Origin of the sequence: Bacillus sp. FJAT-29937, assembly GCF_001509555.1 — a bacterium.
Taxonomy (GTDB): Bacteria; Bacillota; Bacilli; order Bacillales; family Cytobacillaceae; genus Cytobacillus.
In genome coordinates this window covers 634,150-648,936 of sequence record NZ_LMAS01000001.1, presented here as the reverse complement: position 1 = coordinate 648,936, position 14,787 = coordinate 634,150, and the positions used below count along the sequence as shown (strand labels likewise).

The window sequence follows — 14,787 nt, the reverse complement described above, 5'->3', positions numbered from 1 at the left end:
ATAAATAATAGTCAGAAAATTTGAAATAAATTTTAGAAAGGGGTGATTTTTATGAAACAGCTGATGAACACTGTTAAAAATAAAGCAGGTGAAAAAGAAAGAACTGCAGTTCTCAGATTAGAATTAGATTATGAATTAGCAACATTATTTGATGCCATGAATGATAAAAATGAAGATCTGCAATTGAAAAGCAAACAAAAACTTGAGAAAATTAGACAAGAACTTTTACGCCTTAAAGCACTTTAATTGAAGTGTCGAAATGAAAGAGCTAAAGGGGAAAGAAAATAGAAAATGTATATTGAAGTAAGACTTAACCTATAACAACGAACTCCTTCACAATTTTTGGGAGTTCGTTTTGTTGTTTTTATACTGGAAACGTTTAAGTTTATAACTGCAGTGAAAGGATAAAGCTTGAAGTGTCATTCTGCTTCAATTAAGATAATGTTATTTATTGTATGATTTATAATGATCCCTTTAGGTAAAATGGCTAGTTGCGGGATGAAGGGGAGTGTTAGAACAAGATGAATTGGATAGAAATTAATAATTGTGCAATGCAATGGATAAAAGAAGCTGGAGAAAATATTAAAAAGTCTTTTAGTAAAACCCTAGTCATTCAAACAAAAACGAATGCAAATGATTTAGTAACAGATATCGATCAAAGTACAGAACAATTTTTTATTAAGAAAATTAAGGAAAGTTTTCCCGGCCATAAAATTCTTGGTGAGGAAGGCTTTGGTGATAAAGTAGACAATTTAAATGGAGTAGTTTGGATCATTGACCCGATAGATGGAACAATGAATTTCATCCATCAGCGGAGGAACTTTGCGATTTCTATTGGAATTTATGAAGATGGCGTTGGGAAGATTGGTCTTATTTACGATGTTGTTCATGATGAGCTTTATCGTACAATGAAAGGGAGCGGGGTCTTTCTTAATGATATAGAATTGCCTTCACTTGAGGAAGTGTCTATATCAGAAGCCATTATTGGAATAAATGCAACTTGGGTGACCGAAAACAAGCGCATTGATCCGGCACTATTATCACCATTAGTAAAGGATGCACGCGGAACCCGTTCATATGGATCTGCTGCTTTGGAGATGGCGTATATTGCTTCAGGCAGGTTAGATGCCTATATTACAATGCGTCTTGCACCATGGGATATTGCGGCTGGTATTATACTGGTTGAAGAGCTTGGCGGACTTGCAACAACATTAAAGGGCGAGGCTTTAAGCTTACTGGAAAATAATACAGTATTTATATCGAAACCAGGACTTCATCAGGAAATAATGGAGAAGTATTTAAAAAACGGCAATTGGTAAAAAAATGACCGTCCAAAAAATTTGGCGGTCGATTTTTCATGTCTAGCTCCAGCGCCTACCCCCTCGAGGTCACAAGCCAATCCTGAAAGGTAGAGCTCACCTTTCCGGGAGGCTCGTCTTGTGCTTGTCGGGGGTGGGCACTAAGGAAAGCTCCTAGGAATAATCATCGCAGGAACAATCTGCTTTTTGATTGTTCCGAAGGCGCTTCCGCTTTTCTATTTACAGCAGTCCGTTTTCCCTCATTTTCTTCTTTGTTTTAAATCCAAAGCCCATTGTGAAAATTAATAAAAGAATCGCACCTAAAATCCCGGCAATACTTTTTTCAGCAATTGCAACGCCAATTCCCATCATGCATAGTGCGGCCGCAATCGCAAAAGCTAATAATGGCCATTTAATTTGTTTCATTATAAGTAACCTCCCATTTTGGGGTTTATTTTGCCATGTATAAAAACAATGTTTACAAGATATTATTTTACACAAAAACGTTTTAAGTTTCCACTTTATTTATGTTATAATGTTTCAGTTATAGATTTGATTTGATGTTAACTGTTAAATACAGGTAGGAGGAACTTCCTTGAAACTTAGAGAAGACATTCGAAATATTGCGATCATCGCTCACGTTGATCATGGTAAAACAACAATGGTAGACCAGCTGCTTAAACAGGCTGGCACTTTTAGATCCAATGAGCATGTTGAAGAACGTGCTATGGATTCAGGTGATATTGAAAGAGAACGCGGAATTACTATTTTAGCAAAAAATACCGCGATTCAGTATAAAGATACAAAAATTAACATTCTTGATACACCTGGACACGCTGATTTTGGCGGTGAGGTAGAGCGTATCATGAAAATGGTTGATGGAGTTCTGCTCATCGTTGATGCATATGAAGGCTGCATGCCGCAAACACGCTTTGTTCTTAAAAAAGCATTAGAGCAAAATTTAACACCGATAGTTGTAGTCAATAAAATTGACCGTGATTTTGCTCGTCCAGAGGAAGTTATTGATGAAGTGCTGGATTTATTTATTGAGCTGGAAGCTACTGAGGACCAGCTTGAATTTCCGGTAATTTACGCATCAGGCATCAATGGTACAGCAAGTACGGATCCATCTAAACAAGACGAGAACATGCAGGCTTTATATGATGCGATAGTCAATCATATACCGGCGCCAGTAGACAATCGTGAAGAACATTTACAATTTCAAGTAGCTTTACTTGATTATAATGATTATGTAGGTAGAATTGGTATTGGACGAGTGTTCCGTGGAACGATTAAAGTGGGTCAGCAAGTGGCATTAATGAAGCTAGATGGTTCCGTTAAACAATTTCGGGTTACAAAAATCTTTGGCTTCTTCGGTCTTAAACGCCAGGAAATTGAAGAGGCATATTCCGGGGATTTAATTGCTCTATCAGGCATGGAAGATATTAATGTTGGTGAGACTGTATGTCCTGTTGAACATCAAGAGGCTTTGCCAATTCTAAGGATCGATGAACCAACATTGCAAATGACATTTCTTGTGAACAATAGTCCATTTGCCGGCAGGGAAGGGAAATACCTTACTTCTAGAAAAGTGGAAGAAAGACTTCGTTCACAACTGCAGACAGATGTAAGTCTTCGTGTCGATAATACTGATTCCCCAGATGCGTGGATTGTTTCTGGCCGTGGAGAACTGCACTTATCTATATTAATTGAAAATATGCGCCGTGAAGGATATGAGATTCAAGTATCCAAACCAGAAGTTATTGTAAAAGAAATTGATGGTGTCCGATGCGAGCCTGTTGAACGTGTGCAGATAGACGTACCTGAAGAGCATACAGGTTCTATTATGGAATCTATTGGAGAGAGAAAAGGCGAAATGATTGATATGATTAATAATGGAAATGGTCAAGTACGGTTAATCTTTAATGTACCTGCCCGTGGACTAATTGGTTACACAACTGAATTCCTAACATTAACACGTGGATATGGAATCATCAATCATACTTTTGATAGCTATCAGCCAATGGCACAAGGCCAGGTGGGCGGAAGACGTCAAGGCGTTCTCGTCTCCATGGAAAGCGGAAAATCTTCAACTTACGGTATTATGCAGGTAGAAGATCGTGGCACAATCTTTGTCGAGCCTGGAACGGAAATTTATGAAGGAATGATTGTCGGGGAGCATAATCGCGAAAGTGACCTCACCGTTAATATTACGAAAGTTAAACAAGCTACAAACGTGCGCTCTGCAACGAAGGAACAAACGACAACAATGAAGAAGCCGCGTATTATGACGCTTGAAGAAGCTTTAGAATATTTAAACGAAGATGAGTATTGTGAAGTAACACCAGAATCAATTCGTTTACGTAAGAAAATCCTTGATAAAAATGAACGGGAAAGAATTGCGAAGAAGAAAAAATTTGCTGAAATGAGCTAAAAAACTTGTAAGGGGGAGAAGAAAATGGTTGATATAAATGAACGGCTGTCTTTTTTCGCTGCTTTATTTAAAGTGCAAGAAAATTCAACCTTAGGAATGTGGATGTTATATTTAACCATTATTTTACTCTGTATTATTGTGTTTAAATTAGGTTTTGCGAAAAAATTGCCGTTAGCAAAATCGGCTGTTATCTATCTCTTTCTTATTCTAGGGTGTACAGTCCTGACATTCTTTGCCGTATTCCTTCCGATTACAGAAGGATTAGTAGTTGCGGCTTTAATATTAATCATTTACAAAATCCGTCTTCATCAGTCAAAGAAGCAAGAAGGAAAACAGGTGTAGGACGGAGATGATCTAATATGAAATCATTACAAGACACATTGTATAATTGGCTGACAATTAAAGTTGTCATTATGGAACGGCCAGATGATACAGCTGCAGCTGAAACAGTAAAAATGTTTGAGGATATGCTAGTAGAAGAGCATGGACTTTCAAATATTCAAATTGAAAAAGATGAAGTCATGTACTATGTTCACTATGATCAAAACGGAGAAAGAAAAAAATCCCGTTTTCCAATTGAACTTATTGATGTCATGCTGAATCAAATTAAATCGGAACCTGAAAAATATGTGAACTACCCGGAAGAGTAGGATTTATATGACAAAAGAGGGAGGCAAATTGCCTCCCTCTTTTGAATTGTCTAGCTCCAGCGCCTCCGCCTTTCTTTTTACCATTCTTCTTCTTTCACTTTGCTTTGGTACAATTTAAAGTTGCCGGTTTCTATTCTTTTTTGCGTATTTGCTGTTATTCTAGCTTCACAATCCTTGCACATATAAGTATGGATTGGCCTGTTTCTCAGTCTTTTTGCCTGAAATGATTGATCTTCAATGGACTCAATTTTATCACATAAAACACATTTCACTCTCATCGCGTACACCTCAAAATATTTTCATAAATGCTTTAATCATACCCATGGCATTCTTATTCGTTTGGTAAGTTTACTAAAGGCTATAATAATTATATATGATGTGTGTCCTTAATTCGACTTTCTTTTTGATTGAAGATAATATGTATCGGTTGAAAGTTAAGGATAGGCATAATATGATGTAGAATGAAGGAGGAATTTGTATGGCAAACCAAGTAGAACCAAAATTAATGAAACCACTTTTTGATGCAATGCAGCAAGAAAGGTTTGTTACGTTATCGACAATTGATTTCGAAACGGGCGGACCGAATGTTAGTGCTATTTCATGGGTACTGGCTAAAGATGAAGGGACTATTCAATTTGCGGTTGATAATCGTTCAAGAATTGTTCAAAACATAAAAGAGAACAAAAAGGCGGTTATTAACTTAATCGCAAATGAATCTACATATTCCGTAGCAGGAGATGTTGCTGTTAAGGAAGAAAAGCTAGAGGGTGTTCCATTAAAGCTTGCTCTTCTAGAATTGTCAATTCAGGAAGTACGAGATGTCATGTTCTACGGTTCAAAGATTATTTCTGAACCCCAATATGACAAAACATATGATAAGGATGCAGCAGCACGCCTAGATAAACAGGTAATGGATGCAATGAAAAAGGCCTAGTCGAATGACTGGGCCTTTTTTTTGCGCAATAAGAAGGGGATTATCACCAAATTCATCGGCAGCTTTTCTTACTGATTACTTATTCATGTTTGTCCTTAAAGTGGTTTGACTGTTCTTCTTGTTGCTTTTCAAGCTTTCGTTCATCAGGGTTATTTAATTGCTTTTTCGGTTCCTCAGGGGCATTCTTTGGTTTAGGTTCAATAATGTCTGCTGGGATTTCAGGCATTAAACGTCCGGCAACGTCGGCTAGTTCATTCATAATTCCTTGAATTGGCCTCCCGTTTTGAATATCATCTGAAATTTCTCTTAAACGTGCAGTTATGTCAGGATCAGCAATGATAATGGCTCTTGCTCCGTCAGGATCATTTTTTAAGCTTTCCGCTACTGAATATTTAATGGCCCCAACTTCTGACCTATCTAAGTTTTTGTTGACATCAATTCCGACAATCGCATATCGGCCAAGAACAACTGCAGTAGCATCGTTTACATTTGGAATGCTAGTTGTGAGGTTGACTAGACGCTTTGAGATATGCTGCCCTGTTGTTCGATCAACTTCTTGTATAGTGCTGTTTTTAACGTTTACTAAATTTTGATTTGGATTTTCTTGGGCTTGATTATGATTAATTCCACATCCTGCCATCAGTATGATTGCAAGTCCGATAAATAGCTGATTTTTCAATTTTCACCATCTCCTATACTTAGGCTTTAGTTCTCGAGTCATCAGTTAGTTCAATTCTGAAAGCTAAAGCATTATTAAAGGAATCATTAACGGTTATTGTGCAAAATTTCGTCTATCTTTATACGGTAAATCATATATTTTACCAAAGTTCCATTCGTTCCACTGTTTAATAGACCTAAGAGGAGCAGGAGGCATCAGATTGAGTAAAATATATGTGTTAGATACAAACGTCTTGTTACAGGATCCGCATTCAATTTTTTCCTTTGAAGAAAATGAAGTGGTTATTCCAGCCGTAGTGCTAGAGGAAGTTGATTCGAAGAAAAGATATATGGACGAGATTGGCAGGAATGCAAGACACGTATCAAGGCTTATAGACAGCTTTAGAGGTACAGGAAAACTTCATGAACGAATTCCTCTTGAAAATGGCGGAAGCTTGCGAATTGAATTAAACCATCGTTCATTTCAACAATTACAAGATATTTTTATTGAAAAAACGAACGATAACCGAATTTTGGCTGTAGCAAAAAATTTATCATTAGAGGAAGAAACAAAGGAAGATGGAAAAACGGTCATTTTAGTAAGCAAAGATGCGCTTGTAAGAGTTAAAGCTGATGCAATCGGTTTGATAAGTGAAGATTATCTTAGTGACCGGGTTATTGAGAATGATCATCTATATACTGGGTTTTTGGAAGTATATATTGCGAAGGAAACGTTGAATCGGTTTTATGAGAGAGGTGAACTTGCCATCTCAGAGGTCGTCACTTTTCCGGTATTCCCAAATCAATTTCTAGTAATGAAGGATGCATTAGGATCATCTTCATCAGCGATAGGAATTGTTGATAAAACAAGAAAGAGAATTAAGAAGCTTATTTTTGATTATGACCATATATGGGGAATTAAACCTAGAAATGTTCAGCAAACGATAGCGATGGAACTTCTATTAAGAAAGGATCTTCCGCTTGTTACTTTAACAGGGAAGGCAGGCACTGGAAAAACCCTAATTGCGCTCGCCGCTGGATTATTGCAGACAGAAGACTATGGATATTACAAAAAGCTGCTTGTGGCCCGACCGATTGTACCAGTTGGTAAGGATCTAGGTTTTCTGCCTGGTGAAAAAGAGGAAAAGCTTAGGCCGTGGATGCAGCCGATTTTTGATAACCTGGAATATTTATTTAATGTAAAAAAGCCCGGGGAATTGGATGCAATATTGGCTGGGATGGGTTCTATTGAAGTTGAAGCATTAACTTATATTAGGGGAAGGAGCATTCCTGATCAATACATCATTATCGATGAAGCGCAAAATTTAACTAAACACGAGGTCAAAACGATTCTAACGCGAGTAGGTGAGGGAAGTAAAATCGTGTTAATGGGAGATCCAGAACAAATTGATCACCCATATTTGGATGCATATAATAATGGATTAACATACGTAGTAGAGAGGTTTAAGGACCAAACAATTGCGGGTCATGTTAAGTTGATAAAAGGAGAAAGGTCTGGACTTGCACAATTAGCTGCTGACCTATTGTAGCAAGAAAAGTGGAAGCGCCTTGCCCACCCCCGACAAGCACAAGTCGAGCCTCCCGGAAAGGTGTATTTTCCTTTCTGGGAGGATTGGCTTGTGACCTCGAGGTCGACAAAAACGCGACGTCCTGTCGCATTGTCGACACTAGTACGTCCTGTACGTCGGGGGTAGGCGCTGGAACTAGACAGTTCTCAAACTTGAGAAAGGTTATACTTCCTTATTTTAAGTAAGGGGCGGATGTTCGCCCCTTCCGGCAGGGATTAACTGATCTTCAAAGCTTTAACATTTTTTATTGGGTTATCTTTATTTCTTCCATCCCCATAGTAAACATACACCGGACCATCCTCTTTCAAAGGCTTGCCATTAATGGAAAAGCCGAGTATTACCTCCATGCCCTCATGCAGGGGCATACTTATTTCTCCTTTGTCCTCACTAACAATAGTGAGTGTCGCAGCATCTCTATTAGGTTCTGCATTTTGGATAAATGGTTTCAAAGGAATGCCAAAAGTTCCATTCAGTACTTTTTCCTTTTCAAATTTCTTCTCGGTTTTTAAAGTTGGTGGAAAAACTGCACCTTCCATAATCTCTCTGTCCCAATGCTTGGAGATTGATTTAGTATATTCCTCAAGTCCGTCCTGCAATGGTTGATTCGATTCAAAAAATGATAATAAATCAACCCGCCGATCATCGAATATCCAAACCCCTGGATCAAGAGTAATCGAATATTTAACATTCCCGCTTAATGAAATAATATTTTCCATGAAAATTCCTCCTAAAAAAGGCAAAAAACTTATTTACAAAGGTAAGTATACAGATAATTGATGGAATTGTCATACATTCGCTCAAATGATAAAATGGTGATTCCAGTATCAACCAAAATATCACTAATGTGGGGGAAGTTCTGTTGGCATGTCGAACAAATGAAGACTTACAACGAATTGTAAACAATGTTTTTTCATTGACAGAGGAAGGAAAGGTAGCAGATTATATTCCAGCGCTTGCAAAGGCAAACAAAAGTGATTTATCTATTGCTATCTATAAAAGTAATAATGAATGTCTCTATGCAGGTACATATACGAAAAAATTCACGCTGCAAAGCATCTCAAAAGTCCTTGTATTAGCGATTGCCTTACAAGACAGAGGTGTTGATTATGTGTTTGACAGAGTTGGAATGGAGCCGACTGGAGATCCTTTTAATTCTATTTCGAAGCTGGAAACCTCTATTCCATCAAAGCCCTTAAATCCGATGATCAATGCCGGGGCCCTTGCAGTTACAAATATGATTAAAGGGGAAAACGAGGCTGAAAGATGGGACCGAATCCTTCAATTTGTCCGATGCTTAGGAAACAAGAAGGATTTGACATATGACGAGGAAGTGGCTGCCTCTGAGCTTGAAACTGCATGGCTTAACAGATCACTATGCTATTTTATGAAGCAGCATAAAGTGATTGAAGGAGATATCGAAGAATTAATGAAGCTTTACACGAAACAGTGTGCGATCGAAATGAATTGCTTTGATTTAGCAAGGATAGGAGCGGTTTTTGCCTTAAATGGTGTTGACCCTGAAACAGGTGAAAGACTTCTGCCTTTGGAAATTGCAAGGATCTGCAAAACCTTTATGGTTACTTGCGGGATGTACAATGCTTCGGGCGAATTTGCAATTAAAGTTGGAATACCAGCGAAGAGCGGTGTTGCTGGAGGCATTCTCGCTGTCGTTCCCGAGAAATTCGGGATCGGTATATTCGGTCCTTCACTTGATGAGAAAGGAAACAGCATCGCAGGCATTAAGTTGTTAGAGGAGCTTGCTGTGCAATATAATTTTAGTATATTTTAAAGGCATTCAATCCTTATTATTCTTGCTTTTTTCTCATCTAAAGTATAAAATTTATAGATAAGATAATCGCTCGGAAATGGGGGATTGAAAGTTGGCTTCAGAAATGATTATTGACCATAAGGAAAGAGCAAATGCCCTATTAAAGGCTGACGCTGCTAAAATATTGAAATTAATTAAAGTGCAGATGGACAATCTAACAATGCCGCAATGCCCTTTATATGAAGAGGTGCTTGATACGCAAATGTTTGGGTTGTCTCGGGAAATAGATTTTGCTGTCCGTCTTGGCCTTATTGAAGAAAGAGACGGAAAGGCAATTATGGCTGAATTAGAAAAGGAACTTTCTATTCTGCACGATGCTTCTATTAGAAAATAAAACGCAAGAAAATAAAATGCAGAAGCTAGACAGCATAAAAACTCAAACATTCTGAATGGATTGTTTGAGTTTTTTTATAATTTAATTAGTATAACTAAAACATCTTGGATATGACTGAAAAGAATAAAAAGTGTGCAAAAAATTTTAATTAGTATGACATAATTATAGATTTTTTATAAATAGTGTGTTACATTAAAAACAACTTTTCTTCGATGCAGGATGTTGTTATGCTTTAGTCGAATAAAATACTCTACATAGAAGATAAGGGAAGAGGCTGAATGTTAAAAAAAATATTAAAATCATATGATTATTCTTTAGTTATTGCGGTTGTGCTTTTATCGGTTTTTGGCCTGATCATGATTTATAGTGCAAGTATGGTTACAGCTGTACAGCGCTGGGGTTATCCAAGCGATTTTTTTTATGATAAACAAAAGCTTCATCTAGTTTTATCAGCAATTGCATTTATGTTTATGGCGATTTTTCCGTATAAAGCGATGTTAAGCAATAAAATACTCGTACCAATGGTAATCCTTTCATTAGCTGGTTTATTTGCTATTTATCTTTTTGGACATGCCACCAATAATGCTCAGAGCTGGTTTAAGTTTGGCACAAGAAGTATTCAGCCTTCTGAATTTGTTAAACTCACAGTTATTATTTATTTATCTGCTGTATATGCAAAGAAACAATCTTATATTAACGAGTTTAATAAGGGAGTAGTTCCCCCGCTTGCTTATTTGTTTCTTGCTTGTTTATTCGTAGCTATTCAGCCTGACTTTGGTACTGCCGCTATCATTTTCGCTATTGCTGCGGTTATCATTTTCTCTTCAGGTATGAGCTATAAAAATATCCTTAAGCTTGGTACTATTGGCGTCCTCATTGTAGCGCCTCTCGTACTCATTATGAAGGATAAGATATTTACAAAGGTACGTATGGGGCGTATAGAAGCGTTCCAAGATCCATTTCAAACCGATTTCGGCTACCATTTGGTTAATTCTTATTTAGCTCTCGGTGCTGGTGGAATTAAGGGTTTAGGACTTGGCCAAAGCATACAAAAACTTGGATATTTACCTGAGTCACATACTGACTTTATTATGGCGGTAATTGCTGAAGAACTTGGTGCCTTTGGTGTTTGCTTCGTATTAATTCTTATCGGATACCTAGTTCTTCGAGGATTGTATATAGGGCTGAAATGCAAGGATCCTTTTGGCAGTTTACTAGCAATTGGGATTTCTAGTATGATAGGAATTCAATCTTTTGTTAATCTTGCAGGAATATCAGGCGTAATTCCATTAACAGGTGTTCCGCTGCCTTTCATAAGCTACGGAGGTTCATCCATCTTACAGCTTTCTATGGCAATGGGGATTCTTGTTAATATCTCGATGTTTGTTACTTATGAACAAAAGTATAAAGGGACTGCAGAGAAAGAGGTGCAGGATCCAATAAGAAATGTTCCAAATCGGGTCTATCAATCTCGTAAATAAGTGTAAGTTATATCTGCACTTGTTAATAAATTCTGCTATCGGCTATGCAACGGCCGTAGCACAGCTTCAATTTCCAGAAAAATCAAAAAAGTAAAGATGAGGTGTTTCTCTTGAATCAACGTATTAACAAAGTGTTAGTGGCTAATAGAGGTGAGATTGCTATTCGGGTATTTAGAGCATGTACTGAATTAAATATCCGTACAGTAGCCATATATTCGAAAGAGGATTCTGGATCCTATCATCGATATAAGGCAGATGAAGCCTATTTAATAGGAGAAGGAAAAAAACCGATCGATGCTTATTTAGACATTGATGGAATTATTGAAATCGCAAAAAATAGTGATGTTGATGCTATTCACCCGGGATACGGATTTCTGTCCGAAAATATCCATTTTGCAAGACGTTGTGAAGAAGAAGGAATCATCTTTATTGGCCCGGAATCCAGGCATCTAGATATGTTTGGAGATAAGGTTAAAGCTAGAACACAAGCAACTCTTGCTGAAATCCCTGTTATCCCAGGCAGTGATGGCCCGATAAACGGTTTAGATGAAGTGATTAGCTTTGGAAAGAATTACGGCTTCCCAATTATTATTAAAGCTTCTCTTGGCGGCGGCGGCAGAGGGATGAGAATTGTCAATAATCTTGAAGAGGTAAAGGAATCATACGAACGTGCCAAATCAGAAGCGAAAGCTGCTTTTGGCAATGATGAGGTTTATGTTGAGAAATTCATCGATAAGCCGAAGCACATCGAGGTTCAAATCATTGGAGATAAACACGGAAACATCGTTCATTTATATGAAAGGGATTGCTCCGTTCAACGCCGTCACCAAAAAGTAGTTGAAGTTGCTCCATGTGTATCTCTATCTCCTACACTTAGAGATGAGATTTGTGAAGCGGCAGTAAGATTGATGAAAAAAGTTGATTATATTAACGCAGGTACTGTTGAGTTTTTAGTATCTGGTGATGAATTTTACTTTATTGAAGTGAATCCGCGTGTCCAAGTAGAGCATACAATCACCGAGATGGTTACGGGAATTGATATTGTTCACACACAGATTTTGGTTGCTGAAGGTCATTCCCTTCATAGTGATGTGGTTGGAGTTCCAACGCAGGAGAATATACATGTGAATGGGTATGCTATTCAATCCCGTGTGACAACAGAAGATCCTTTAAATAATTTCATGCCTGATACTGGAAAGATTATGGCATACCGATCTGGCGGAGGTTTTGGGGTTCGGCTTGATGCAGGTAATGGGTTCCAAGGTGCAGTCATTACACCTTACTATGATTCATTACTAGTAAAATTATCAACACAGGCAATGACATTTGAGCAAGCTGCTGCAAAAATGGTTCGGAATCTTCAGGAATTTAGAATCCGTGGAATCAAAACAAATATTCCATTTTTAGAGAATGTAGTTAAACATGAAAAGTTTCTTAAAGGAGAATACGATACATCCTTTATCGACAAAACTCCGGAGTTATTTCTGTTTCCAAAAAGAAAAGACCGTGGAACAAAAATGCTCTCGTATATTGCAAACGTTACAGTTAATGGTTTCCCTGGTATCGAGAAAAGAAAACGGCCGATCTTTGAGCAGCCAAGAATACCGAAAGTAAGCAGTGAAATGCAATTCCAGCATGGAACGAAACAAATCTTAGAACAACACGGGGCAGATGGTCTAGTGAAATGGATTAAAGAACAGAAGGAAGTCCTGCTTACTGATACAACATTCCGTGATGCCCATCAATCATTGCTAGCCACTCGTGTTCGTACAAACGATATTAAACGGATTGCTGAACCAACAGCTAAACTATTGCCGGGTCTGTTTTCTTCTGAAATGTGGGGAGGAGCTACATTTGATGTCGCTTACCGCTTCCTGAAAGAGGACCCTTGGGAAAGATTACTGGCATTAAGAGAAAGGATGCCTAATATCTTATTCCAAATGCTGCTAAGAGGGGCTAATGCTGTAGGGTATGCGAACTATCCTGACAATGTTATTCGTGAATTCGTTGAGAAGTCTTCACAGGCTGGAATCGATGTGTACAGAATTTTCGACAGTCTAAACTGGGTTAAAGGGATGGAAGTAGCCATTGATGCGGTTCGTCAAAATGGAAAAATTGCAGAAGCCGCTATTTGTTATACTGGTGATATAACAGACCCTTCAAGATCGAAATATAATATTAATTATTATAAAGAGTTAGCTAAGGAACTTGAGAATCAAGGTGCGCATATTTTAGGCCTTAAAGATATGGCCGGCTTATTAAAGCCGCAGGCAGCCTACCAGTTAATTTCTGAATTGAAAGAAACGGTTAATATTCCAATTCATCTTCATACACATGATACAAGTGGAAATGGACTATTTATGTACGCTAAAGCAATTGAAGCTGGGGTTGATATTGTTGATGTTGCCGTTAGTTCAATGGCGGGATTAACGTCGCAGCCTAGCGCCAATTCCTTATATTATGCTTTAGAAGGCACTGACCGAAAACCAAATATTAATATCGATGCTTTAGAACAATTGTCTTATTATTGGGAAGATATTAGAAAATACTATCGTGATTTCGAAAGCGGTATGATTTCTCCACATACAGAAATCTATAAGCATGAAATGCCGGGTGGTCAATATAGTAATCTTCAGCAGCAGGCTAAAGGTGTAGGGCTAGGGGAAAAATGGGATGAAGTAAAGGAAATGTATTCCCGTGTTAACCTTATGTTTGGTGATATTGTAAAGGTTACACCATCTTCTAAGGTAGTTGGAGATATGGCCTTATATATGGTTCAGAATCAATTAACAGAAGATGATGTTATCAATAAAGGGATGACTCTAGATTTTCCAGACTCTGTTGTTGAGTTATTTGAAGGCTATCTTGGGCAGCCATATGGCGGATTTCCAAAAGAACTTCAGAAGGTAGTCTTGAAAAATAAAGAGCCAATTGCAGTTCGTGCTGGGGAGCTATTAGAAGATGTTGATTTCGAAGCAATGAGAGATAAGCTTTTCAAAGAGCTCGGCAGACAAGTGACAAGCTTTGATATGCTTGGATACGCTCTCTACCCGAAAGTATTTATGGATTATACAAAAACAGTCGAGCAATTTTCGGATGTCTCTGTCCTTGATACTCCAACCTTTTTATTTGGAATGAGATTAGGAGAGGAGATTGCGATTGAAATAGAGACTGGAAAAACATTAATCGTAAAGCTTATATCAATCGGGCAGCCACAAGCGGATGGTACAAGAATTGTCTACTTTGAATTGAATGGCCAGGCACGTGAAGTTGTGATTAAGGATGAAAGTATTAAAGCAACTGTAGTATCAAAAATAATGGCAGATCCACATAATGAAAACCATATCGGAGCATCTATGCCGGGAACGGTAATTAAGGTATTAGTTAAAAAGGGAGAAAAAGTTGAAAAAGGCGACCATTTAATGATCACAGAAGCAATGAAAATGGAAACGACCGTACAGGCTCCATTTTCAGGAGTGATTGATGATATTTATGTTTCAAATGGGGAAGCCATTCAAACAGGCGATCTGCTAATTGAAATTTCAAAGTAAAATAGAAGAGTTGCAGTCGAAATGAACTGCA

The 14,787-nt window shown here is 37.9% G+C and carries 15 protein-coding genes; 11 read left to right on the top strand and 4 right to left on the bottom strand.

Annotated elements, in window-relative coordinates; all coding sequences use genetic code 11:
* The first annotated feature begins 51 nt into the window (after positions 1-51).
* Both AR328_RS03165 and AR328_RS03160 read left to right on the top strand, forming a co-directional pair.
* Positions 52-246 (top strand): hypothetical protein, encoded by a 195-nt coding sequence (locus AR328_RS03165; protein ID WP_066289584.1) that lies wholly within the window; start codon positions 52-54, stop codon positions 244-246.
* 275 nt (positions 247-521) lie between these two features.
* Positions 522-1,319, top strand: coding sequence for an inositol monophosphatase family protein (locus AR328_RS03160; RefSeq protein ID WP_066289581.1), 798 nt, complete (start codon positions 522-524; stop codon positions 1,317-1,319).
* A 219-nt stretch (positions 1,320-1,538) separates the two neighbouring features.
* On the opposite strand, the gene AR328_RS03155 is transcribed toward AR328_RS03160, so the two are convergent.
* Complete coding sequence (locus AR328_RS03155) at positions 1,539-1,724, bottom strand: YlaF family protein (RefSeq protein WP_066289579.1); 186 nt, start codon at positions 1,722-1,724, stop codon at positions 1,539-1,541.
* Positions 1,725-1,893: 169 nt separating this feature from the next.
* Between AR328_RS03155 and typA the strand changes: the two genes are divergently transcribed.
* The 3 genes from typA to AR328_RS03140 are packed head-to-tail and all read left to right on the top strand — an operon-like array spanning position 1,894 to position 4,382.
* Complete coding sequence (typA, locus tag AR328_RS03150) at positions 1,894-3,732, top strand: translational GTPase TypA (protein WP_066289578.1); 1,839 nt, start codon at positions 1,894-1,896, stop codon at positions 3,730-3,732.
* 24 nt (positions 3,733-3,756) lie between these two features.
* The gene (locus tag AR328_RS03145; protein WP_066289574.1) at positions 3,757-4,074 is read left to right on the top strand and encodes a YlaH-like family protein; all 318 of its coding nucleotides are present in this window, start codon (positions 3,757-3,759) and stop codon (positions 4,072-4,074) included.
* Between the two features lie 17 nt (positions 4,075-4,091).
* Positions 4,092-4,382, top strand: coding sequence for a hypothetical protein (locus tag AR328_RS03140; protein WP_066289571.1), 291 nt, complete (start codon positions 4,092-4,094; stop codon positions 4,380-4,382).
* Between the two features lie 77 nt (positions 4,383-4,459).
* Here AR328_RS03140 and AR328_RS03135 read toward each other — a convergent pair whose 3' ends face one another.
* On the bottom strand, positions 4,460-4,660 hold the full coding sequence (locus tag AR328_RS03135) for a YlaI family protein (protein ID WP_066289569.1): 201 nt from the start codon (positions 4,658-4,660) through the stop codon (positions 4,460-4,462).
* A gap of 200 nt (positions 4,661-4,860) precedes the next feature.
* On the opposite strand from AR328_RS03135, the gene AR328_RS03130 reads away from it, so the two are divergent.
* Positions 4,861-5,316 (top strand): pyridoxamine 5'-phosphate oxidase family protein, encoded by a 456-nt coding sequence (locus AR328_RS03130; RefSeq protein WP_066289565.1) that lies wholly within the window; start codon positions 4,861-4,863, stop codon positions 5,314-5,316.
* A 79-nt stretch (positions 5,317-5,395) separates the two neighbouring features.
* Here AR328_RS03130 and AR328_RS03125 read toward each other — a convergent pair whose 3' ends face one another.
* Positions 5,396-5,995, bottom strand: coding sequence for a YhcN/YlaJ family sporulation lipoprotein (locus tag AR328_RS03125; protein WP_082677104.1), 600 nt, complete (start codon positions 5,993-5,995; stop codon positions 5,396-5,398).
* A 199-nt stretch (positions 5,996-6,194) separates the two neighbouring features.
* On the opposite strand from AR328_RS03125, the gene AR328_RS03120 reads away from it, so the two are divergent.
* Positions 6,195-7,523, top strand: coding sequence for a PhoH family protein (locus AR328_RS03120; RefSeq protein ID WP_066289562.1), 1,329 nt, complete (start codon positions 6,195-6,197; stop codon positions 7,521-7,523).
* 254 nt (positions 7,524-7,777) lie between these two features.
* Here AR328_RS03120 and AR328_RS03115 read toward each other — a convergent pair whose 3' ends face one another.
* A complete protein-coding gene (locus tag AR328_RS03115; protein ID WP_066289555.1) occupies positions 7,778-8,278 on the bottom strand; it encodes a hypothetical protein in 501 nt (166 codons plus the stop codon).
* Between the two features lie 143 nt (positions 8,279-8,421).
* On the opposite strand from AR328_RS03115, the gene glsA reads away from it, so the two are divergent.
* The 4 genes from glsA (at position 8,422) to pyc (ending at position 14,756) form a co-directional block, all read left to right on the top strand.
* Positions 8,422-9,351, top strand: a complete 930-nt coding sequence (gene glsA / locus AR328_RS03110; protein WP_066289550.1) for a glutaminase A — start codon at positions 8,422-8,424, stop codon at positions 9,349-9,351.
* A gap of 91 nt (positions 9,352-9,442) precedes the next feature.
* On the top strand, positions 9,443-9,724 hold the full coding sequence (locus tag AR328_RS03105; RefSeq protein ID WP_066289547.1) for a YlaN family protein: 282 nt from the start codon (positions 9,443-9,445) through the stop codon (positions 9,722-9,724).
* A gap of 278 nt (positions 9,725-10,002) precedes the next feature.
* Positions 10,003-11,205, top strand: a complete 1,203-nt coding sequence (locus tag AR328_RS03100; protein WP_066289545.1) for an FtsW/RodA/SpoVE family cell cycle protein — start codon at positions 10,003-10,005, stop codon at positions 11,203-11,205.
* Positions 11,206-11,315: 110 nt separating this feature from the next.
* Positions 11,316-14,756: a pyruvate carboxylase gene (pyc, locus tag AR328_RS03095; protein ID WP_066289539.1), complete on the top strand. Its 3,441-nt coding sequence runs from the start codon at positions 11,316-11,318 to the stop codon at positions 14,754-14,756.
* Positions 14,757-14,787: the final 31 nt, after the last annotated feature.

What these genes read in the sequence shown, in the direction of transcription:
- AR328_RS03165 (WP_066289584.1), top strand. Translation starts at nt 52, where the DNA reads ATGAAACAGCTGATGAACACTGTTAAAAATAAAGCAGGTGAAAAAGAA.
- AR328_RS03160 (WP_066289581.1), top strand. Translation starts at nt 522, where the DNA reads ATGAATTGGATAGAAATTAATAATTGTGCAATGCAATGGATAAAAGAA.
- AR328_RS03155 (WP_066289579.1), bottom strand. Translation starts at nt 1,724, where the DNA reads ATGAAACAAATTAAATGGCCATTATTAGCTTTTGCGATTGCGGCCGCA.
- AR328_RS03145 (WP_066289574.1), top strand. Translation starts at nt 3,757, where the DNA reads ATGGTTGATATAAATGAACGGCTGTCTTTTTTCGCTGCTTTATTTAAA.
- AR328_RS03140 (WP_066289571.1), top strand. Translation starts at nt 4,092, where the DNA reads ATGAAATCATTACAAGACACATTGTATAATTGGCTGACAATTAAAGTT.
- AR328_RS03135 (WP_066289569.1), bottom strand. Translation starts at nt 4,660, where the DNA reads ATGAGAGTGAAATGTGTTTTATGTGATAAAATTGAGTCCATTGAAGAT.
- AR328_RS03130 (WP_066289565.1), top strand. Translation starts at nt 4,861, where the DNA reads ATGGCAAACCAAGTAGAACCAAAATTAATGAAACCACTTTTTGATGCA.
- AR328_RS03115 (WP_066289555.1), bottom strand. Translation starts at nt 8,278, where the DNA reads ATGGAAAATATTATTTCATTAAGCGGGAATGTTAAATATTCGATTACT.
- AR328_RS03100 (WP_066289545.1), top strand. Translation starts at nt 10,003, where the DNA reads ATGTTAAAAAAAATATTAAAATCATATGATTATTCTTTAGTTATTGCG.